Origin of the sequence: Gudongella oleilytica (genome assembly GCF_004101785.1) — a bacterium.
Taxonomy (GTDB): domain Bacteria; phylum Bacillota; class Clostridia; order Tissierellales; family Tissierellaceae; genus Gudongella; species Gudongella oleilytica.
In genome coordinates, this window is record NZ_CP035130.1 from 131,127 (window position 1) to 151,729 (window position 20,603).

At 36.5% G+C, this 20,603-nt stretch carries 19 protein-coding genes; 17 read left to right on the top strand and 2 right to left on the bottom strand.

Annotated elements, in window-relative coordinates:
• Positions 1-228 precede the first annotated feature (228 nt).
• From EC328_RS00595 to EC328_RS00655, 13 genes are all read left to right on the top strand, one after another.
• The gene (locus tag EC328_RS00595) at positions 229-1,524 is read left to right on the top strand and encodes an NYN domain-containing protein (protein WP_164905976.1); all 1,296 of its coding nucleotides are present in this window, start codon (positions 229-231) and stop codon (positions 1,522-1,524) included.
• A 19-nt stretch (positions 1,525-1,543) separates the two neighbouring features.
• Positions 1,544-3,271 (top strand): hypothetical protein, encoded by a 1,728-nt coding sequence (locus tag EC328_RS00600; RefSeq protein ID WP_128424997.1) that lies wholly within the window; start codon positions 1,544-1,546, stop codon positions 3,269-3,271.
• 15 nt (positions 3,272-3,286) lie between these two features.
• Positions 3,287-4,030, top strand: a complete 744-nt coding sequence (locus tag EC328_RS00605; protein WP_128424998.1) for an OmpA family protein — start codon at positions 3,287-3,289, stop codon at positions 4,028-4,030.
• Between the two features lie 19 nt (positions 4,031-4,049).
• A complete protein-coding gene (locus EC328_RS00610) occupies positions 4,050-5,060 on the top strand; it encodes a hypothetical protein (protein ID WP_128424999.1) in 1,011 nt (336 codons plus the stop codon).
• Between the two features lie 229 nt (positions 5,061-5,289).
• Positions 5,290-6,096 carry a PASTA domain-containing protein gene (locus EC328_RS00615; RefSeq protein ID WP_128425000.1) on the top strand — a complete coding sequence of 269 codons (807 nt, stop codon included), beginning with the start codon at positions 5,290-5,292 and terminating at the stop codon, positions 6,094-6,096.
• Positions 6,097-6,109: 13 nt separating this feature from the next.
• A complete protein-coding gene (locus tag EC328_RS00620) occupies positions 6,110-6,718 on the top strand; it encodes a DUF4230 domain-containing protein (RefSeq protein ID WP_128425001.1) in 609 nt (202 codons plus the stop codon).
• 180 nt (positions 6,719-6,898) lie between these two features.
• Positions 6,899-7,105: a hypothetical protein gene (locus EC328_RS00625; RefSeq protein WP_128425002.1), complete on the top strand. Its 207-nt coding sequence runs from the start codon at positions 6,899-6,901 to the stop codon at positions 7,103-7,105.
• A gap of 217 nt (positions 7,106-7,322) precedes the next feature.
• Entirely contained in the window at positions 7,323-8,309 is a 987-nt protein-coding gene (locus EC328_RS00630) for a DarT ssDNA thymidine ADP-ribosyltransferase family protein (protein ID WP_164905977.1), read from the top strand.
• A gap of 15 nt (positions 8,310-8,324) precedes the next feature.
• On the top strand, positions 8,325-9,008 hold the full coding sequence (locus EC328_RS00635; RefSeq protein ID WP_128425004.1) for a DarT1-associated NADAR antitoxin family protein: 684 nt from the start codon (positions 8,325-8,327) through the stop codon (positions 9,006-9,008).
• 312 nt (positions 9,009-9,320) lie between these two features.
• Positions 9,321-9,578: a Smr/MutS family protein gene (locus EC328_RS00640; protein ID WP_128425005.1), complete on the top strand. Its 258-nt coding sequence runs from the start codon at positions 9,321-9,323 to the stop codon at positions 9,576-9,578.
• Positions 9,579-9,595: 17 nt separating this feature from the next.
• Entirely contained in the window at positions 9,596-11,134 is a 1,539-nt protein-coding gene (locus EC328_RS00645) for a hypothetical protein (RefSeq protein ID WP_128425006.1), read from the top strand.
• Between the two features lie 275 nt (positions 11,135-11,409).
• Positions 11,410-12,282: an ADP-ribosylglycohydrolase family protein gene (locus EC328_RS00650; RefSeq protein ID WP_128425007.1), complete on the top strand. Its 873-nt coding sequence runs from the start codon at positions 11,410-11,412 to the stop codon at positions 12,280-12,282.
• A gap of 12 nt (positions 12,283-12,294) precedes the next feature.
• Complete coding sequence (locus tag EC328_RS00655; RefSeq protein WP_128425008.1) at positions 12,295-13,443, top strand: aminotransferase class V-fold PLP-dependent enzyme; 1,149 nt, start codon at positions 12,295-12,297, stop codon at positions 13,441-13,443.
• Positions 13,444-13,536: 93 nt separating this feature from the next.
• Here the strand turns inward: EC328_RS00655 and EC328_RS00660 are convergent, their stop codons facing one another.
• Positions 13,537-15,393 (bottom strand): aldehyde ferredoxin oxidoreductase family protein, encoded by a 1,857-nt coding sequence (locus EC328_RS00660; RefSeq protein ID WP_164905978.1) that lies wholly within the window; start codon positions 15,391-15,393, stop codon positions 13,537-13,539.
• Between the two features lie 199 nt (positions 15,394-15,592).
• Positions 15,593-16,165 carry a TetR/AcrR family transcriptional regulator C-terminal domain-containing protein gene (locus EC328_RS00665; protein ID WP_128425010.1) on the bottom strand — a complete coding sequence of 191 codons (573 nt, stop codon included), beginning with the start codon at positions 16,163-16,165 and terminating at the stop codon, positions 15,593-15,595.
• Positions 16,166-16,410: 245 nt separating this feature from the next.
• On the opposite strand from EC328_RS00665, the gene buk reads away from it, so the two are divergent.
• The 4 genes from buk (at position 16,411) to EC328_RS00685 (ending at position 20,551) form a co-directional block, all read left to right on the top strand.
• Positions 16,411-17,478, top strand: a complete 1,068-nt coding sequence (gene buk, locus EC328_RS00670) for a butyrate kinase (protein ID WP_128425011.1) — start codon at positions 16,411-16,413, stop codon at positions 17,476-17,478.
• A 102-nt stretch (positions 17,479-17,580) separates the two neighbouring features.
• Entirely contained in the window at positions 17,581-18,240 is a 660-nt protein-coding gene (locus tag EC328_RS00675) for a hypothetical protein (RefSeq protein WP_128425012.1), read from the top strand.
• 28 nt (positions 18,241-18,268) lie between these two features.
• The gene (locus EC328_RS11570) at positions 18,269-18,487 is read left to right on the top strand and encodes a PQQ-dependent sugar dehydrogenase (protein ID WP_206363877.1); all 219 of its coding nucleotides are present in this window, start codon (positions 18,269-18,271) and stop codon (positions 18,485-18,487) included.
• Between the two features lie 345 nt (positions 18,488-18,832).
• A complete protein-coding gene (locus tag EC328_RS00685; RefSeq protein WP_128425013.1) occupies positions 18,833-20,551 on the top strand; it encodes a DUF2207 domain-containing protein in 1,719 nt (572 codons plus the stop codon).
• The last annotated feature ends 52 nt before the right edge of the window (positions 20,552-20,603 follow it).

The following is a 20,603-nucleotide window of genomic DNA, read 5'->3' on the forward strand; positions in this document are numbered from 1 at the left end:
AAGAAGACTTATTATGCAACTAAGTGGGGTGTGAAATCTATGAACTATAATTCTAATGAAGCAGAAGTTTTTTTTAACTCGTATATTATACTCCCAAGGTTTTATGATTCTGATTTCGACGATGAGATTGATCCAATTGATAAGATTTACTACCATAATTATATTTCCGACATTTTACGTAGCAAGCATTCTTTATTTAAAGATGTTACATATAAACATTATGATCTGATGGATATTGGCTATCAAGAATCTAATTATTATCCTAAAGATTCAAACTCACTAGTAGTTCTAAGGATGTTTTTTGAAAAGGGTTATGAACCATCAACAAGCATTAGAAATCTTAAACTCCAGCTAAGTAAGTCATTAGAAAATATCTCTAATTGCGAGAAAGAATATGAGATTAAAAAAGCTCAATTAGGATTACAGAAAAAAGTCAATCCATTCTGGCGTTTCGAGAAAAACACAATCAAGGATATACAAAGAGTATTTTTAAACCATTCAAATGACATAAGAGAAATCGATGAGGATGAGCCAAAAAATAAAATCGCACTGCTGCCAATATTAGAATCAGAAGAAGAGTTATTTGATTTTGAATCTGTTAAAGATCAATTTGAAAGTAATCTATCTTGGTTTGAACAAATTGTTGATTTTTTTGATTTTTTATCTAGAAGCAACTATACTTTTTCCCAAGACATTTTACCTTCAGACTTTTTGATGAATGACAGAGGAGTAATAGTGGCATTCATAGGATATGGGAAGTTATTAGAGAATGTTGGGAATCAGAATAAAATTAAAAATAGTAATTTCAACCAACTGAGAGTTCTGGTTAATGCTATAGTACAGCAAAATATAAACATCTATTCAAAAAACAATCCGTTTATTAAAATTTATAACAGGCTAAATTATGGTGGGGAGTACGAAAATTCAGCGATACCATATACGACATTTGAAGAGCTATTAGAAGATTTGGGGGATGAGAATAAACTACCCAGAAGAGAAAAAAATATTGCTGTGTTTATCGATTACGCTAATATATTCACCGGGCTAGGAAAGCTCAATTTAGATTTAAGACAATTGCTATGTAAAGTATATGATGAACATGAATATTATAAAATTAAAAGTAAAACTGCAGTAATATTTGAGCCTACGTATAACGATGAATATAGAAACCTAAGGTCAGAATTGAGAACTGAATTCGTCCATGAGTATCTTAAAAAATATGGATTCAATATAATAACCACTCGAAATGAATTATCACATGCTAAAGAAATACGAGGGGATGAAGAATATGATGTCGATGACACCACGTTAATTGAACTAATAAAGAAAACTTACCAAGAGTTTGATAGCATTTGCATCATGAGTGGGGATAAACATTTCACTGAAATAGCCAAGGAAATAAAATTATCAGGAAGAGAAGTGATTTTTATTTCCTCAAACAAAGAATCAACAAGCAAGTATATAAGCGATAATTATAAGTTATATACCGTTGATGATTACATTGACTGTTTTTTAATTGACTAATCTTAAGGAGGAAGTATCGATGGAAATTGGAAGTTTTTTCAAGGGTTTCGTAGAAAGTATGAATCAGCCACTAAATAGAGGGATATACTTAGCAATATTTATATCTGGCCTAGTCCCAATAATTTTGCACTTTAAAGTTTTTAATCATTTAAGAGGAATCTATAGTGGTCGGATTGCTGTTGATATACTTGAAAAGTATGATGGATCTGAAGCAAAGTCTTATGTTGAAAGATATTTTTCTAACTATAAAATAGGTATTTTTAACAAGCTATCTAAGAAATTATCAATTATTTGGACGATGGATTTAGTTAAAATGGCTATATCGTTGCTTATAATTCTTGGAGTTATTGGCACCTTCTATAGTTTAGTCATATCATTTGATGACATAGATAAGGCTTTTAATAACGGTATTAACATTGTTGAGAATTCGGGAGTTGCAAATATTGAAAACAGTAGCGTTGGAAGCATTGGTGATATCTTAAAGAAGATGAGTATTGCTTTCTATACAAGTATTGCTGGGATGTTCTTTTCTATAGTATTAAGCATATCAAGTAAAATATGGAATACAGAACACTTATTAACTAACATAATGTACTCTCTCGAAAAGCAAATTGAAGTTGATAGGAAAGTACTTGAATTACAAGCCCAAGAAAATGCAGATAATATTGTAAATGAGACATTTGAATGTCTTGTAGATACTAAGAATGGGATCCAATCTATAAGTAAGTCGTTAAATTCTTTTGCGGAATTCACAAGTGAGCTTAATAATGCAGCAAATAGCATGAGGATGTTAAACCAGGATTTAGATCAAAGTATTGGAAAGTATGATGAATTATTTAAGGGTTTTGGATCATTGGTGGGTAGCTTTGAAAAAGGAATCAATGATTTGAACTCAAATTTTGATAACCTGTTCGTATACTTTAACAAAATAGAACAGGAGAAGAAGGACTATGTAATAAATATTCAAGAGCAGAATAAACTAAGTACAAGGCAATTAGAAGTTATCGAAAATATAAAAGAAGAAGTTTCAGTGTCGTTAAACAATGCATTACTTAAAAATGACTGGCTGATAAATAGGAATGAGGAACTAATAAGTAAAATCATAGAAGTTCAAAATGATAAGTTTGACGAGTTGAATAGAATTCACGACCGAATATTCGAGGGAAGTGCTCAACTTCAAGATAAATTTATAAGTGATAGCAACAATCTTCAAGAAAAGATGTTTAATAATAGTCTAGAAATTCAAGAAAGAATTTCATCAGAGATAAATACACTTAATGAGAAACTAGCAGCCAATAATAATGATCTCTTAAGCAAAATATACTCACTAAACCACGACATAAGTAGCAGAGGTATGGAGCTTGAAAACATCAGTAAATTGTTAATTGAAGAAATAAATCAAGGTTTCATAAGTAATCTAGATGAATTTGAAAAGAAGATTGATATATTTAACAGCAAATTGGAAACTATTGTAAAGCAGATAGATATCAGCCTTGATTCAAATATTGATAAGACTATAAGAAGTTTTGCGAGTTACGTTGATGTAAGTGAAAAATTGTTGAATAATAAATTATCTGCAATAAATCAACTGGTCTCAATATATGAGAAGAGTGGTGACAAGAAAATTGAAGAGCTGTTTATTTCTATATCAAATTTCAGTAATGAACTTAAACAAGTAGGAAGATTACTAAAGGAAAGCACACATCAAAATAGAAGCCTCGGGAACCTCTCCGATGTTCCGCGATAATAGAGAGGTGAAGACATGCTGAATAGATATAGCAACGTTCTTAGGAAACAATCTGAAGAAAGTAATTTTTGGCCAACTTTTACGGATCTACTTAGTAGTATTTTATTATTCATTGTAGTATTCATGCTAATCATTAATGCCATTAAAACAATAGAACTTGAGAGAAAAACAGAGGAAGTAAATAGTCAGGCTGCAAAAATTGAAGAGATTGAACAGCAATTGGAATATGTCAGAGGTATCGGAGAATCTATTGGGAACAAGTTGGTTGCTGAATTCGAGAATAGTGGATTAAGCCTTGTTGTTGATGCTGAGACGGGGAGCATTAAATTTAGTGGAGACATATTTTTTGATACTGACAGAACTGATCTTAAACCAGAGTTTAAAAGACAATTAAATGAATTCGTTCCTCAGTATCTTGGAATATTGCTCAGTGAAGAGTACAAAAACTATATTGCAGAGATTATTGTGGAAGGTCATACTGACAATATTGATTCATATATGTACAATTTAAATTTGTCACAAGGAAGAGCGTATAGTGTAGTTAGATATATTTTAAGTGATGAGTTTACTGGGTTTGACAATAAAGATGAACTATTACCGATAATAACTGCGAATGGAAGGTCATGGAGTGAGTTGATTTATAATAATGATGGCTCTGTAAATCAAGTTGCATCAAGAAGGGTTGAGTTCAAGTTTAGACTAAAGGACTACGAGAAGCTTTCAGAAATCCTAAAAGAAAATAATCTTAACCTTAATTAGTATTATAAGGAGGACTGGCATGAAATTCTGGGATTTGTTTTACCCTAAACGAAGAACAACATACATTCCAGTTGTTGAAAAGGATAAGATTCTTGACATATCAACTCGAGGAATTGAAGAATATATAACTACAGAAAAATTGGGTAGAGAAATTGTAGATACAACTGTCAATAATGCTAATCATTTTCCAGTTATTTCTGAAGATAATTATGATAATTGCAGCTCGATTCATAAAAACTATAACGAAAAAAATGAGATTGAGAAATTGGTATTGATGTTAAATAGCGTTTTATTAGAGAAAGTCAATAGAACAGACTCCATAAACCTCGACAACAATCCAACATTACCTGATTCACCAAAAAGAGAAGAAACTTTAGTTGATGATGTAAAATTGGATATTATGGATAAAATTTCTAATTTTACTAACGGGAGTAAGGTAGAGATAGGTAAGGGAAGGGATGAAATCCAATTAACTGAGGAACTGCTAAAGGAAGAAATTGACTTACTACCAAATGATACGAAAAATGATAAAGCTAGAGTAATCGCGAAGCCCCTCAGTAGAGAACAAAAAAAAGAAGATATTAAAAATGATGCATCAGATAATCTAGTTGTTAAGAGCCCTGAAATACTTAAATTAATACATCAAATACATAAACTACCAATAGCTAATAATAAATATCCAGAACTACTGCCGGGATCCCACTTGAAATGTCAATATAGAGGGTTGCTGAAAATAGAAAGAGTTATAAAGGGATACTTTATTGTATCAAGTAACAAAGGTGAATACTATATTGAGGATCCTACTTTGATAGGTGGGAATATAAAAATAATTGGATCAGGTGATGGTTTTGACAACAACATTTTAATAGATAGGAAAGAAAATTATTGTTTAAAGTGCAGATATAATGATATAGAGGGATGTTTAAGTGCTGTCGGGTACTGTGAGTCTTATCTGCCTATAAGTGATCACCCTTCTGAGGATTATTGGCCTGAGTATGGTTCGGCTACAGCGATAAGATATAAGAAGTAAAGATATTATTTATTTACAAGTATCCATGTTACATAGGATGCTACACTTTCAGTTTAAATCAATGAAATACTTTCTTCGTTTACAAGACATGGTTTAATTTAGAGGTGAATAGCTGATAAGAGAATATACTGATTTGATTTTTATAGAAAAATTCATATATCAAACTTGCATATAAAAACATTTGCTCGATGCGTCTCAGGTAAGTGATGTATAAACTGGAGGTGGTAATATGGTTAAACTACCGTTAGAAATCGTAAAGAAGGGATTAACTAAAGCTGGGAAAATATCAAAAGTAAATGTTGACAAAGAAGTGTTGGATTTTGGAGTTGAAGTTGGGAGATTTGTTCTAGAAAAACAGAAAAGTTTAATTAAGGTTCCAGACTTGAAAGATGTGTATCTTGATGAAGCGATACATGTATTGAAAGACGAGTTAGGGTTAATTCCAATGCCAATTGAATCTAAACCAAACCTGGCGTATGTTGAGAGTACTCAAAACGCGGTTGTATATTCTGTACCCAGGTTTGGGTCAAAGGTTAGTCCTGGTGAAGCCATTAAGATCTACTACTTGACTCAAGAGATAATTAATGACAGTAAGAAGTTGCTTGACAAAGAGGTAAAGCAAAGCAGGTTACCTAGGGTTATTGGTTTAAATGTTTATGAAGCGCGAGAAGATTTGGAGAATCTTGGTTTAAGAGTTACTGTTAAACTAGAACATCCAAATTCTAAATTTGTGGATTTAGAAGACGATCAAGTTACCAGAGTAACATATCCTAATCAAAAGAGAATCGGTTCCAAAGTTAAAACAGGAGAACGAATCTGGGTTTATTATGTTAATGAACAAGTAATTACTGAAAGTAGAGCTATTAAAGGTAACAAAGGAAGAGTTAAGCATAAAAAGACAGATCCTGAATTAGCTGCTCCTGAAGACATACCGAGCAGAGTCCCTACTGAAGATAATAAGGAACCGAAAAAGATAATAACAAAATTTCGCAAGCAATTTTCGATCAAAAAGGCTAGAGGTAAGAAGAATATATGAGGAGAACAATACTATGAAAAAACTAGTAGGGAAAATGATTTTGCTTTTATTAATACTTATCGCTGTAGTTGTTGGAACTCTGATTATAAGTAATAATACTCTGTTTCAGAACAAAACTAGCATTACCTCAGAAACAGCATTAATACAGGATAAATTAGTAGAATTGTCTGAATGGACAACACTTAAATATGAGTATAGTAACGTTATTGTCAGTCGCACAGAAAAGAGTCTATCTTTATTAGGTATTACTGACATTAACTATGCAGAAGCAATAAAACTAATCCAGTATTCCGGATACCTAAAAGCAGGAACCGATCTATCTAAAATTCAAATGTCATATGATGAAGATTCTGAGGAATTGTCAGTTAAAATTCCAAAGTCTAAAATCCTGGATAATGTTGTAGATACCAACACTACGAAGGTTGAAGATATTAAGGGGAATATATTCTCTGACTATCCTAGTCAAATAATTTTTGATGAAATCAATGCTGAGAAAGAAAAACTAGAAAAAGAAAAAATCAGTCAAGGTTTTTTGGAAGAAGCTGATAATAGAGTGAAGCAGTTGTTAACTTCTTTCTTTGTAGCCAATGGTTATGAAAATGTTGTTATTGAATTCTATTAACTGGCTAAAAAACTACATATTAGATATTCTAGTTCTAAAGAGCCGCAGTTCCGGTGTGGTGTGAGCCGCCTGTCCGGTGCCATTGAGCCAGTTGATAATTTGATTTGATTACAATCTTTTGATCTCAGCCTATAGAGAAATTCTAGAGAAGTTAAAGACAAGCTTTGCAAAGGAGGCAATATGAAAATAGGGATTAGAAAACCAAGCCTGAGTAAAAGGATCAATGCAAGGACCAGCATTAAGAGACAAGTTGTGCATAGAGCCGGACTTAAAATGCCCAGAGGATATGGTTGGGTACGTAATCCAAGAAAGTTTGTGTACAATAAGGTATATAACAAAACCTCATTTGATATATTCAAAATCCTGAAGAAGATTTTCAAGTGGTGAGTTAATAAACTAGAGGCAAAAGAAGTCTTAGAGCTATTATTGATCTAGTGCGAATTAACATTGCTGAAGCACTATTAGATGTAAATTATATATAAAAGTTCTTGAATAATAACCTTACTCGTTACCATATAAGATAAGGTGACTTAGTATTTTCATTACGCTCTATGAGATGCACAAGTATAAATATGAAATATACTAGTGATAAGGAGAGATTTTAGTGAACTTAATTAATCAGAACGTGAAACATAATAAGTATGGTATAGGAAAGATTATTGAACAGTGCACCACTCGAATAACGATTGAATTTCCTTCTAGGACAGCCAAATTCGATTACCCAAGTGCCTTTGAAAAGTCCCTAATAATCGAAGACGAAAAGCTACATGTATCACTTATTAAGGAGATAAAAAATCATGAAACAGTTACTGAGGATAAAATAGTATCAGAAAGAATAAATAAATTGGATTTAACTAAAACTGTTAGATCTAATGTCAATAAAGATGAGCCCTACTTTAGAAATATTAATATTCAAAAAGTAAGAAAGGATAATGAGAGTAGAATCAAGCATCAAATTGATCAGAGAGGGGTTAAGTATTTAATACATTTTACAAGAATCGAAAATCTACATAGTATTTTACAAAAAGGATTGGTTCCAATAAGCGATTTGAATAGATTGAAGATTGAATTTGTGCATAATGATGATATGAGATTAGATGGGCAATTAGACTGTACTAGTTGTTCGGTAGATTTTCCAAATGATAGACTTTTTTATGTTTTTAGAGAACAAAAATTTCGAGGTACTAAGTGGGTGGTGCTTAAGATTAACAAAGATATTTTATTTTCACCCACAAACATTGCATTCTTTTGTTACACAAATGCTGCACATGTGCTCCCTAAAACAGCTAATAAAGCTGAACTATGCACTTCACTTGCTTTTGAGAAAATGTACAGTGATGAAATAATAACTAAAGATAATAAAATAATTAATAGATCATTGCAAAGATTAAATTCATCAATGACAACAGATCCTCAGGCTGAGATTTTAATTAGTGGTACTATTGAAACAAAATATATTGCAACGATAAATTTCTATAAAGAGGGAGACATTGAATACTATAGGTCAATCTATGGTTCTGATCTGCTAGATATGAACGATTACGTAGTCGAACCAGATTTGTTTAGAAATAGAAATGATCTCTTATATTAGGTACTGGAGGATAATATGGCAAAGAGAATATGTTTTATATCAAATATAAATGGATACCCATTATATAAAGAAGCTGAGATTGAATTTAAATACTTCAATGGTTACTCATTACAGCAAAAACAAAAATCAATAAGTTCAATGCATTTAAGTATTAACAATAGTTATCCAAATCTAAAGGTACTCGAGGTTTCAACTAAATCAAACATCCCGCTAGGTGTAGAGTTAAGTGCTTTTAATCTAAAATTTTATGATGAGCTAAATAGTAAGGAATTTCCTCTGGAAAACATATTCCAATCATCAAAAATATTTGAAATGGGAGGACCTTACAGAGATCTTCTTTATGTTCAACCTAAGGAAGCAAAAAGAGATGAGAGGTTAAAAACATCGGGTAGATTAATTGGTTTTAATTTCAACAATATCATTTGGGAGAGTGAACCAAAATCAATGTTTTATGATTGGCTTTATATAAAGGCTTTAACTAGGAATGAAAGGCTATCAAAAGACATTATTAAATATGAAGCATTTACAGACATTGAATTTAATCATGAAAAGTCATATAATTGCCAGGCTCGTTCTGCTGCAATATTTGTCAGTTTATTCAAGCTTGGGAAATTAAAGGAGACTCTAAATGATAATGGGGCTTTTAAAAAGATTTACTCAGTATCAACAAATGAAAACTCTCAGATAACTTTTATTTAGGCGTTAGCTAGTATAACTTACTAGAGACATAACCTAGACTAGGTCAGCAGACTACTTCAATAGTGATAAAGAAATTCAATGTTCGCTGGCAAACTAATTCATTGATATTCATAATTCATCAATTCGGTTCTAAATAGCGATTGACTTATTTATCGTTTTATGCTAAGTTTCAATTAGAGCACTAGCAATAGTGATTAACTTTGGTAATTCCATAGCAATAGATAGCCGGTACCGGCTTATTTGCTGTGGGATATTAGAATTAATCAGTGTTGCTAGTGCTTTTTTGTATACAAAATTTCAAGGAGGATCATTATGAGGGAATATTTTGTAGCAAAAAAGCACATTGAGTTGGATTTACATGGCATGACTTTGGATCAAGCTAGACACTATCTTGAAGTTTCAGTAGAATTTAATAAAGACATGGTAGAAGAGATAATTGTTATTCATGGTTACAAGCATGGCAATTGCTTAAAAGATTATGTTCAAAAAGAATTTTCTTCAAAATTTGTTTCAAGAAAATATATTTGGATGAATCCTGGAGTTACTTCACTTATAATTTCGAAAAACTAATGGAGGTATTTGTGTTTATGAAATATTTTGTTGTTCTAGAAATCAAAAAATATAATATATATTTATGGGACTACTCGAATCGAGAGGTATATGACTTAAACCTTTATTCAAGAGACAACACAAACTTAATTGAAAAATTTGATTTAATCGGCTTGGATGAAAATCAGCTAAGTATTGATGAAATTAATGGAATTATAAAAATTGAGAAAGATAGTTTAATTGATATTGCTGGGAAAGTCTCATTTCCAAAACTTATAAGTAAGCTAAATATGTTATATGGGAATCCGTGTTATAGCTTTGATGAAGTCCTACTTAGAAGTGTAAAGAATAGAAGATTTATGTGTCTAGTTAAGTTTTCTGGGGGATCGTATATAAAGAATAATCAAGTGAAAATTAGTTCTTTATACGACTACTCCTATATCGATATCTTAGATAATGGAATTAAGAATTATGAGAATAGAATATTTAAAGGTTACGCTTTGATTGAATTTTTACCAAATAAAAACATTAATAGAAGATTTAATTTGATTAGTGCCTTAAACTTCAAAGTCGTGAATGAAAAGAAGGTAAAGGAGCAAAAATCGCCAGGGCTGGACGTAGATATTGAATTTGAAGAGTTGGCTGAGATATTGGACTATGATGATATCGAAGACGAATTATTAGATTCACCTGATGATTACTATAATTCTACTGATTACGAATATGACCTGTATGAGTACAAAAAAAGTCGAATAGCAGAGTGTAGTGAGTACTTCGAAGAAATCCTTGAGGAAGAATATCCTCATTACCACAGAGATGAGAATTATAGTTTTTTGGATAGGGAATATATAGAAGAAGAGAAGTGGGGAAATGATGATGAATCCCTTTATGGAACAAATGATGAGCTGAGAAAATTTGAGGAGTATTACCAATGGATTGATTTGTATGAAGTAGAAGACTTCGAAATTCCTGAATTTAATAGTATTGAAGAATTGGAGAAATACGAACAAAAGCAGCGCGAAAGAAGAAGGGGCATTTCAAAACTAGATGTTCAGGAGATATACGTAAAAATCAAAAATGAACAAAAGAGACTATACCAGAAAACGGAGAGAGTCTTCAACGATACTTTTCATAAGTTGGAAATATACAAATGTTTCGACATCAAATCTAAGGAGTTTCCCATATCATATGAAGTAGAATATTTTGATCTTATAAACTCAAAAACAAATATTAGTCACGACGATACATTAATGAATTACCTAAAAAGTGTTGATCTCGATATTAGAAAAAGATACCAAAATCTATATATCAATAACTTCAAGACTGCTATGAAAGATGAATCAATAAAAATAAATATCAACTATAAGTACTTAAATGCAGTAATTTTGCGTATTAGTTTTGATACTGAAGCTTTTAAACTTGGTGTACATGAAAAAATATTAACTAAACTTCCGGAGTTGTTTGATATTGGGCATGTAACTTATGCGTTCCCAAGAATAGACATGGATTTCGAAAAGATTGATGATTACCAAAACAGGACTATTGAGGAACTTGATAATAACGAAGAGGGCTTTTGATTGAGTGATTACAAATTTTTGATATAGTTAAATCTAGGTATATTTAATTCCCTCGAGGTGTTTAATAAAGTAATAGCTTAGATTAATAGTATATAATAAATAAGGAGGGCACCTTTGAACACATGAGAATTCTAATAGATAGGACTAGAGCAATACCCTTTAGTAATCCAAGAAAGTTTGTGTACAATAAGGTAAATAACAGAACCTCATTTGATATATTCAAAATCCTGAAGAAGATTTTTAAGTAGGTAGTAACTGGATGGGAGGCCGAAATAATGCTTGGAGCTATTATTGGTGACATCGTTGGTTCTGTCTATGAGTGGGATAATATTAAAACGAAAGATTTTCCCCTTTTCCGTAAGGATTGCTTTTTCACGGACGATACAGTTATGACGATTGCGGTGGCAGATGCCATTATGCAGGGGAAAAGGGAGATGCTTGGGAGCGGTGTTAGTTCTCACGGAGGGATAACTGTAAGCGAGGATCTATTTATTGACTCTATGAAGAAGTGGGGGAGACTATACCCATATGCAGGCTATGGAGGGAATTTCAGATTATGGATACAATCTAATACCCGGGAACCATATAACAGCTGGGGCAATGGCTCAGCAATGAGGGTATCCCCTTGTGCCTGGGTTTGCGATCAGACTCAGTTTATTCATGAATGCATTGAGGATGTTGATCTACTTGCCACAACGAGCGCATCGGTCACTCACAATCACCCTGAGGGGATCAAGGGAGCTGTGGAGACTGCAAGGGCTATATGGTTTATGCTTAGGGCACGCAGCTTTGATGACTACCCAAATAACATTGATGATTGGAAGGATATGATCAGAAAGAATTCAGGCTATGATTTGACTCGAACTCTGGATGAAATAAGGCCCACCTACCATTTCAACGAAACGTGTATGGATACTGTTCCTCAAGCTATTATTGCATTTCTTGAGAGCACTGACTTTGAAGATGCCATCAGAAACGCCATATCCCTTGGCGGCGACAGCGATACGCTGGCAGCGATAACTGGAAGTATTGCCGAAGCTGCATATGGTATTCCAGAGTGGATCAAGGAAAAAGCCTGGTCGTACCTTGATGAACCGTTAAGAGAAGTTTGCCGCAAGTGGAAGGTTTTAATAGCTGAAAAACAATAGGAGGCTTAACTCATGGACACATCCAAATTCGAGAAGATAAGGCTTGAGCAGTACCCGTTAGCGCAGAAATATACATACCTTGATACCTCTACAACGGGAGTATTCGCAACAAGAAGCAGGGATGCAATGGTTGATTTTCTTGATAACAGATATTCAGAAGGCATGGATATGTACGACTTTGTGGACAACTGGAAGCACGCAGATGCCTTGAGGGAGACTGCTGCCAAGGTCATAAATGCTGAAGCAGATGAGATATTCTTTTCTGCCTCAAGCTCAGAAATGCTAAATGTTTTTACCAATGGGATCGAGCTTAAGGAAAATGCAAATATCATTACAACTGATCTGGCCTTTCCTTCAACAGTATACAACTGGTTCAACAGGGTTGGAGAGGAGAATGTAAGGCTTGCCAAGTCAGAGGACGGGCAATTACCTGCTGAAAGACTGTTTGAGCTTGTGGATGAGAACACCGCTGTCATTGCTCTTTGCATGGTTGAGAACACATCAGGCTGGTACCATGATATAAAGACTATTGGAGAGTTTTGCAAATCGAGAGGTATATATCTTGTTCTGGATGCTACTCAGTGCATCTGTGCCATGAAGATAGACGTTAAGGAAACTAATATAGATTTTCTTGCAGTTTCATCATATAAGTGGCTTGGTGGAGTATTTGGGGTAGGATTCTCCTATGTATCAAACAGGATCCTTGATAAGATAAGTCCAAAATACGTAGGCTGGACCGGGAATAAGAACAGAACGGATCACAGCAGATATAACCTGGAACTTTCTGATGGAGCCAACAGGTTCGAAACCGGAAGCCTTAACTGGGTGGGACTTAGAGGACTTGAACAGTCTCTCAATATCTACCTTGAGCTTGGTAAGGAAGATGTTGAGGAATATATCCTGAGTCTTGTTGACTATCTGTATGAAAAAGTCTCTGAATCGAAGGCTTTGGATCTTGTGGGACCTTTTCCCAAGGAACGAAGATCCGGGATAGTGTATATCAAGTTCCCCATAGAGTGGAAGCTCAATGACAGGATACTTCGTGAAAATGGGATCAGGGCTCATGCCACTAATAGCGGGACAATAAGAGTTGGGATCCACTTCTTCAACAATAAGGAAGACATTGATAAGTTGACGGAATTTCTGGAATCGATGTCATAAGGCCACCAATAAAAAATTACGATCTATCGCTAAATCAAAAAGCAAGCAAACCAGTAATTGGCCTGCTTGCTTTTTGCTAAAATTTTATTTACTCTAATTCCCGTAGAAATCCTTAACCAGTTCGTCCAGATGACCAAGCTCAACAAGAATATCCTTCTCAGGAAGACCAGTTTCAATATCGATTTTTATTGCATCGAAAAAGTTTTTGCTAAGTTTTGCCTCGTCTACGTTGACTCCCTTAAGGGGACCCTCTGTCAGTGGAGGATTTCCGACTGCTCTTTGAGTTAGTGTATGATCAGCCGGTTTTATGCCCTCTCTTACGTTGAAGGCATGTCGTGACAGGTATATTCTCCAGCCTGTTTCAAGTATCTTTTTATCGTCATATTCAACTCCGGTAATTGCTGTCAGGTACTCTTTTAAAGCCTCTGGAGGTGCAGCGTAGGCATTGAACAGGCACATGCTGCTTGCGTTTGTTACTTCCGTATTGGTTGTCATAGCCAGGTCCATCTGTCCTGTATTTTCATAGTTGTATTTGCTTGGATCTGTACTCATCATCTGAACGAGACCAATACCGCCCTTTACGTGTCTTCCAGGTGTTGGATCGTACTTGTAGGTTCTTGCAAGTCCAGGTGCAAATCTTGGATCGTGCATTGGTAGCTCAATGCCGGATGCAGTCTGAAGATATTCTTCGCCTTTTCCCCAATATTTCGCAGCATAAGCAGATCCATTTGCCAGGATCGCCCCACAGCCTACACCATCTGCCATTTTTTGCATTAGCTCGACCATTGCAGCACCATTCCCCCAAGTGAGGTCGATACCGTCAAGATCATCCTTGGTCAGCAAATCTTTGTCATAGCACTCCATAGCCCATGCTATGGTCATTCCGGCGGAGATAGTGTCAAACCCGTATCTGTTGCATATTTCATTGCATTTCATTATGGCATCGGCTTCACCGCAGAGACATGTGCTTCCAAAGGCTGCGGCTGTTTCATATTCGGGTCGCTCTGTTTCCTCCATTGGCCATCTTCCATCATTAACACTGTATACAGCACCGCACCCTAATGGACATGCAGAACAATTGTATTTTTTTACTTTGTATTTATCTATGGTCGTAGCTGTTATTTTCTCAGCCTTTTCTGTACCAAAGTCAACTACGCCTACACCACCCCAGTTCTTTACTGGTGAGTCTCCTCCAAGGGCAGAGGCTGCTGTACCTACTCCTGTTCCGAAGGTTCCAAATGCCTGTGCCAGAGAACTGGTTTTCATAAATTCTCCAATTCCTTTATTTATCTCCAAAACCTTTTCAGGATCCGCTACAGGTATACTGCCGGTACCTCTGACTGCTATTCCTTTTAGATTTTTGGAGCCCATTACTGCACCGCCGCCGCCTCTTCCGGGAACTCGATGGCCATCATTGACAGGGCAGGAAAGAAGCGCTTGCCTTTCTCCAGCAGGCCCTATGACAGATACTCTTATCCTGGGCTCTCCTGTTTCTTTTTTCAACTCCTCCCAAGACTCCTTGCTGTCCAAGCCCCAAATCCTGGAGGCATCTCTTATTTCTACTTTTCCATCATTGATATAGATATAAACTGGCTTTTCACTGCACCCCTTTACAAAGAGGGCATCGTATCCAGCCTTTTTTAATTCCGGTCCAAAGAAACCTCCAGAGTTAGCGTCATTCCATCCACCGGTTACCGGGGATTTATGTACTGTGGTGTATCGTCCCCCGAAGAAGGCTTTTGTTGCACTTGTGGGACCTGTGATAAAGCCCATCACACTATCTTTGCCTAAGGGATCAGTGCCCGCAGGCATCATTTCATAGAGGATTTTAGCCCCAAAGCCGTAACCTCCAACGAAGTTCTCAGCCATTTCCTTGGTTAATTCCTTTTCTTCAATTTTCCCATCTGTAAGATCGATAAAAAGCATTTTTCCAGCATATCCGTATAACATATCCATCCTCCTTTCAAATATTCAACATTATCTATTTAATTCAATTTATACACTATCCAAGGAATTTTAATTGGTACAAAGTCTTATGTGTGTTTGGTTTTTCTACAAAACACTACAAATGTACAAGTCCCACATAGAATTCATTAATAAAAACAAATTCCATGTGGGGCTGGATAATTATTTCTCTATTATTTTTACCTCATTTATAGGTTTCTTTGAGGAAGCTCGGAAGGAAATCTGACAGCACATTGGAAATTACCTTTGCGGCAATTTCAGCAGAGGGCTTCATGCCCATGGTTATCCAATCGATTGCAGGTCCTGACAAGGTGTGTGCCATTAGATTTACGATGAAGGTAAAATTGAATTCATCCTCAAGAAGCTTCTTGTAAGTAGGATTCTCTTCGGCAAAATTCTTAAGATATCTAGTCATATCCTTGCTGTTCCAGTTATACAGGAATTCGGAAAGACTGTTTTGACCTGTGTAATTGAAAGCATTGATGTAGAAATCTCTATCCTTTTCGATTGCCTTGAAAAATGCCAAGGTATCTCTATATATATCCCTTGGCCACCGCTGATCGAGCTTGGACATTACCTCATATTTGAATATCCAGGTTACGAGGTTTTGCTTATCCTTGAAGTGATAATAAAAGCTGTGTCTGCTCAATCCACAGTTATTTGTAATGTCAGCAATACTGACGTTCTCCAAAGGATGCTTTGACACTAACTCCTTAAGAGATGAAGCCAATGCCTTTTTTGTAATATCAGACTTCATAACTATCCCGCCTTAAAGTGTATTTAAAGTTCCAGATAATTTGTTATTTAAAAAGTAAATATCGATCTGATCGTTATACTTGGGTATAGACTACCATATACTTATTTGATATTTTACCACAAATTGTTTGTGATTATTGAGAGTATTCTAAATTATTGCCACGATATATATTGTTAGCTTGAAAAGCTAAATGTTAGAATATGGTTATAATTGTATCTTATCAGTATAGAATAGGAGTGGAAACAGTGGGATATAAAATACTGGTAATAAATCCAGGTTCTACGTCGACGAAAATAGGTGTTTTTGAGGATGAAAAGCTGATTTTTGAGGAAACCATCCGACACAGCGCTGAAGAGATCCATAAATACGATGTGATTTTTGACCAGTATGAATTCAGGAAAGACCTTATTCTTGAGGCTTTGGAGAAGAAAAGCTTTGATTTGAAATCACTGGATGTGGTGGTTGGAAGAGGAGGAGCGATGAAGCCCGTAGAGGGTGGCACCTACGCCGTAAATGACGCCATGCTTTATGATCTTGAGTTCAGGCCGCAGGTGCAGCATGCCTCCAATATTGGGGCAGCAATAGCTGTTGAGATCGCGAAGCCTCTTGGTATTCCTGCATTTATTGTGGATCCTGTCGTTGTAGATGAGCTTGAGGATGTCGCAAGGATATCCGGAATACCTCTAATCGAAAGAAAGACAGGCTTCCATGCACTTAATCAAAGAGCTATTGCCAAGAGATTTGCACGGGAACAAGGCAAAGACTATACTGAGCTTGATCTGATCGTCGTTCATATTGGCGGGGGAGTAAGCGTAGGTGTTCATAAAAAGGGCCGGATCGTCGATGTCAATCATGCCACCCATGAGGGGCCATTTACTCCTGAGAGAGCTGGTGAATTGCCTACAGAACCTTTGGCTCAGCTATGCTTCAGCGGGAAATATTCAATGAATGAGATAAGGAAAATGCTTGTTGGAAAAGGCGGTATGGCTGCATACCTGGGAACCAATAATGTCAGGGAAGTAGAACAGAGAGCCTTTTCAGGAGATGATAAGGCTAAGCTTATTCTGGATGCATTCATCTATCAGGTTGCAAAGGAGATAGGGAAGTACTCTGTGGTGCTTTGTGGTGAGGTCGATGCAATAATACTGACCGGCGGAGTGGCCTACAGCAAATATATCACTGATAGCTTGATAAAAATGATATCCTTTATAGGTCCGATATTTCTTTATCCCGGCGAGGATGAGCTGTTGGCTCTTGCTCAGGGAGGGTTGAGAGTTCTTAAGGGCGAAGAAGAGGCTAAGGAATATAAATAGTATGATCCCCTGGGGTGAACCTCAGGGGATTATCATTTCTCGTGAGGGGTAAAAATGGATCAAACAACGCAGAATACAAATTTTATATATGGGGTGAAAACTATGAGAAAACCATGGAATACAGTGTCAATGATAATAATAGTATTTATTATAGGTTCCTTATTACCAGGATGCGCTGCTGAGGAGCCAGCTGCTCCAATTGAACCTCCAGTTGAGGTAGTGGAAGAGCATACTGAAGCACCCACTGAGCCTGAGGAGTACATGGAGCTTTGCTCCATCGACGGGAATGAGAGGCTCTTGATGCAGCAGCTTGCATTTATCTACAATAGGAACACCATAACCTTAGGCGATGTTGCAGATGAAGATAAGATGTCCAGCCTGTTTGGAAAAGCTAGTGAGTTCAAGTCTCATACATTTACTGAAGGTGACGGAAGAAACATGGATCAGCTCATAGGCTTTACTGAGAAGGTGTATGACTATGACGGCTTAGTTGTTAAGACCATAGAAGGGAGCGAAATCGAGCCCTTTATATTTTCCATCGAGATCACCGATCCAAAATACCAGACATTAAGAAAGATCAAGGTCGGTGACAGCTATGAGGTCCTTAGGGAATCCTACCCGGAGGGAATTCTTTTGGGAGGGGAGATTGCGGACGGCGAGGATGATTACAGATACGAGCCATTTGACTATGTTAATGTTATGAATTTCCACATAAACAATAGGATCGTTGAAAGCATTAGTATAACAAGACTCCTGGATTAAGACTGGTTATAAGTCAGGAGGATACAGGATGAACAAGAAGTGGTTGATAGTATTTATACTGATAATTTCATTGGTCATATTCTGGATCTTAGGTGGGTTGGATTCACTGGCAGGGAAGATCCTAAGGATGAATCCGGACGGCAGCGTTCCTGAGGATAATCCATTCGAAAATAGCCTTGTCTATGCATATGGACTTAGGAATCCGCAGGGCTTTTCGTGGCATCCGGTCAACTGTGATCTATCATGAGGGCTCATTATATATAGCCACAAACAACAGAGACGGAAGAGGTGTTCCAAAGGACGAGAATGATGTTATAATAAAGATAACACCAATACGGTAGTGGAGGTATTTTATGCAAACCTTTGGGGAGTGTCTTTAAACCTTTGAGAATACAGAGCATAGGGTATATTTAGCTGAGGAGCCGGACAGGCTTGGCTATGGCTATGGCAGCATGACTATCAAGTTCCCATGGGGCAAGCCAATGGATTATGAGCTGTTGGAGAGGATCATAAGGTTTAATACAGAGGACAAGAAGGGCTGTGAGACCTTCTGGAGGAAGTAAATGGGAGAGGAAGAGAGGAGACTTACTTAATGGACTCAGGTAATAAAGGCTTCAACTTTAATTTTGATTTTGGTAAAAGGCCCAATACAGAAAATATCCATAAAGGATCCAAGGGATTCAAGCAGGCATTTTCAGATTTTAAGCAGGATATGAAAATTAGAGACAACAACCGGAAGGGATCTAATCCCTTTAAGGTGATTTTATTGACTCTTGTCATAATGTTTATTTTGTTCTTTGTGACCCTTCCGGCACTAAACTTTATGGCTCCGGAGTTCTATTCCTTCCTGATTGCGGGAATAATACTTTTCAACGTTCTTAACCTGATATTCGGCAAAATGCCTGTTTTTAAGATAGGATCGATTTCTGCCATCCTGGTGGGTGTGCTTTTGCTTGCCCCAATAGTTATAGGATTCTTTGCTCAGCCGATATTCAGGGCCAAGGCATATTCCACGCTTATCCCTGTTTCAGATGCAAATTTTGCTGAAACAGTAACTGAGATAAGCTATGACAAGGTGCCGGTAGTGGACAGGGAGGCTGCAGCAATAATCGGAGCAAGGCAAATGGGCTCAGTTCAGGAGGTTGTTTCGCAGTTTGAGATAAACGAGAACTACACCCAGATAAATATAAAGGGAGTGCCTGTAAGGGTTTCTCCACTGGCATATTCTGACCTTATAAAGTATTTCCTTAACTTCAGGAACGGTATACCTTATTATGTAAAGGTGGATATGGCAACCCAGGAGGCAGACCTTATCAAGCTCGTTAGTCCACTGAAGTATTCAAAGAGCGATATCCTTATGAGGGATATAATCAGACACAACAGGTTCAAATACCCCACCAAGATGTTCGGTGAGACCAACTTCGAGGTGGATGACGAGGGTAACGGCTTTTATATTACCTCAGTGCTTACAAAGAGAATTGGGTTCTTCGGAGGAACTGATGTAAAGGGTGCCATTGTGACCAATGGAAGCACAGGAGAGTCAAACTATTATGATGTTGCGGATGTACCTCACTGGGTAGACAGGGTTTATCCAGCCGATCTAATCATCCAGCAGCTTGACTATAGAGGAAGCTATTCAGATGGGTTTATTAATTCCATCATTGGGCAGAGGAATGTGACAAGGACTACAAGAGGCTACAACTATGTGCCTCTTAATGACGATATATATCTATTCACCGGGGTAACATCCATTAGAAGCGACTCATCCAACCTTGGATTTTACTTTGTAAACCTGAGGACCAAGGATGCCATGTTTTTCTCAGTGCCCTCTGCGGATGAATTTTCTGCAATGAATTCAGCAACGGGGCAGATCCAGGAGAAGAACTATGTGCCGGCATTCCCTGTTCTGTTGAACATCAAGGACCGGCCGACGTATCTTATCGGCTTAAAGGATGCATCGGGACTTGCCAAGATGTTCGCGCTGGTGGATGCTGAGAACTACCAGAAGGTAGAGGTTGGAAATACCGTTCAGGAGGTCATAAACCAGTACTACATGAGGACAGATACATCAAACCTTCCTGGAGAAGATGCAAACGAGCTTACAATAAAGATCGAGGAGATCCAAAGCGTTGTAATAGACGGAAACACCATCTACTACATCAAGGCTGCGGGTGACGATGTGGTATATGTTGGAACTGCAAAGACCCTTGGTGCTCCAATAGTATTTGCCAAACCAGGAGATTCCCTTAAGGTATTCGGGAACCCGAGAAACAACCAGTTCGATATTCTTCTGAACTTCCAATCTAATTAACTCTCAGGGATTCGAATAGTGTTTTTGATGCTCTGAAAACGTCTGTTTTTCA

Coding starts and splice junctions, on each gene's coding strand:
- EC328_RS11570 (WP_206363877.1), top strand. CDS start 18,269: ATGAACAAGAAGTGGTTGATAGTATTTATACTGATAATTTCATTGGTC.
- EC328_RS00635 (WP_128425004.1), top strand. CDS start 8,325: ATGGCAAAGAGAATATGTTTTATATCAAATATAAATGGATACCCATTA.
- EC328_RS00640 (WP_128425005.1), top strand. CDS start 9,321: ATGAGGGAATATTTTGTAGCAAAAAAGCACATTGAGTTGGATTTACAT.
- EC328_RS00610 (WP_128424999.1), top strand. CDS start 4,050: ATGAAATTCTGGGATTTGTTTTACCCTAAACGAAGAACAACATACATT.
- EC328_RS00625 (WP_128425002.1), top strand. CDS start 6,899: ATGAAAATAGGGATTAGAAAACCAAGCCTGAGTAAAAGGATCAATGCA.
- EC328_RS00660 (WP_164905978.1), bottom strand. CDS start 15,393: ATGTTATACGGATATGCTGGAAAAATGCTTTTTATCGATCTTACAGAT.
- EC328_RS00685 (WP_128425013.1), top strand. CDS start 18,833: ATGGACTCAGGTAATAAAGGCTTCAACTTTAATTTTGATTTTGGTAAA.
- EC328_RS00615 (WP_128425000.1), top strand. CDS start 5,290: ATGGTTAAACTACCGTTAGAAATCGTAAAGAAGGGATTAACTAAAGCT.
- EC328_RS00605 (WP_128424998.1), top strand. CDS start 3,287: ATGCTGAATAGATATAGCAACGTTCTTAGGAAACAATCTGAAGAAAGT.
- EC328_RS00595 (WP_164905976.1), top strand. CDS start 229: ATGGATATTGGCTATCAAGAATCTAATTATTATCCTAAAGATTCAAAC.
- EC328_RS00600 (WP_128424997.1), top strand. CDS start 1,544: ATGGAAATTGGAAGTTTTTTCAAGGGTTTCGTAGAAAGTATGAATCAG.
- EC328_RS00645 (WP_128425006.1), top strand. CDS start 9,596: ATGAAATATTTTGTTGTTCTAGAAATCAAAAAATATAATATATATTTA.
- EC328_RS00675 (WP_128425012.1), top strand. CDS start 17,581: ATGAGAAAACCATGGAATACAGTGTCAATGATAATAATAGTATTTATT.
- EC328_RS00620 (WP_128425001.1), top strand. CDS start 6,110: ATGAAAAAACTAGTAGGGAAAATGATTTTGCTTTTATTAATACTTATC.
- EC328_RS00655 (WP_128425008.1), top strand. CDS start 12,295: ATGGACACATCCAAATTCGAGAAGATAAGGCTTGAGCAGTACCCGTTA.
- EC328_RS00665 (WP_128425010.1), bottom strand. CDS start 16,165: ATGAAGTCTGATATTACAAAAAAGGCATTGGCTTCATCTCTTAAGGAG.
- EC328_RS00650 (WP_128425007.1), top strand. CDS start 11,410: ATGCTTGGAGCTATTATTGGTGACATCGTTGGTTCTGTCTATGAGTGG.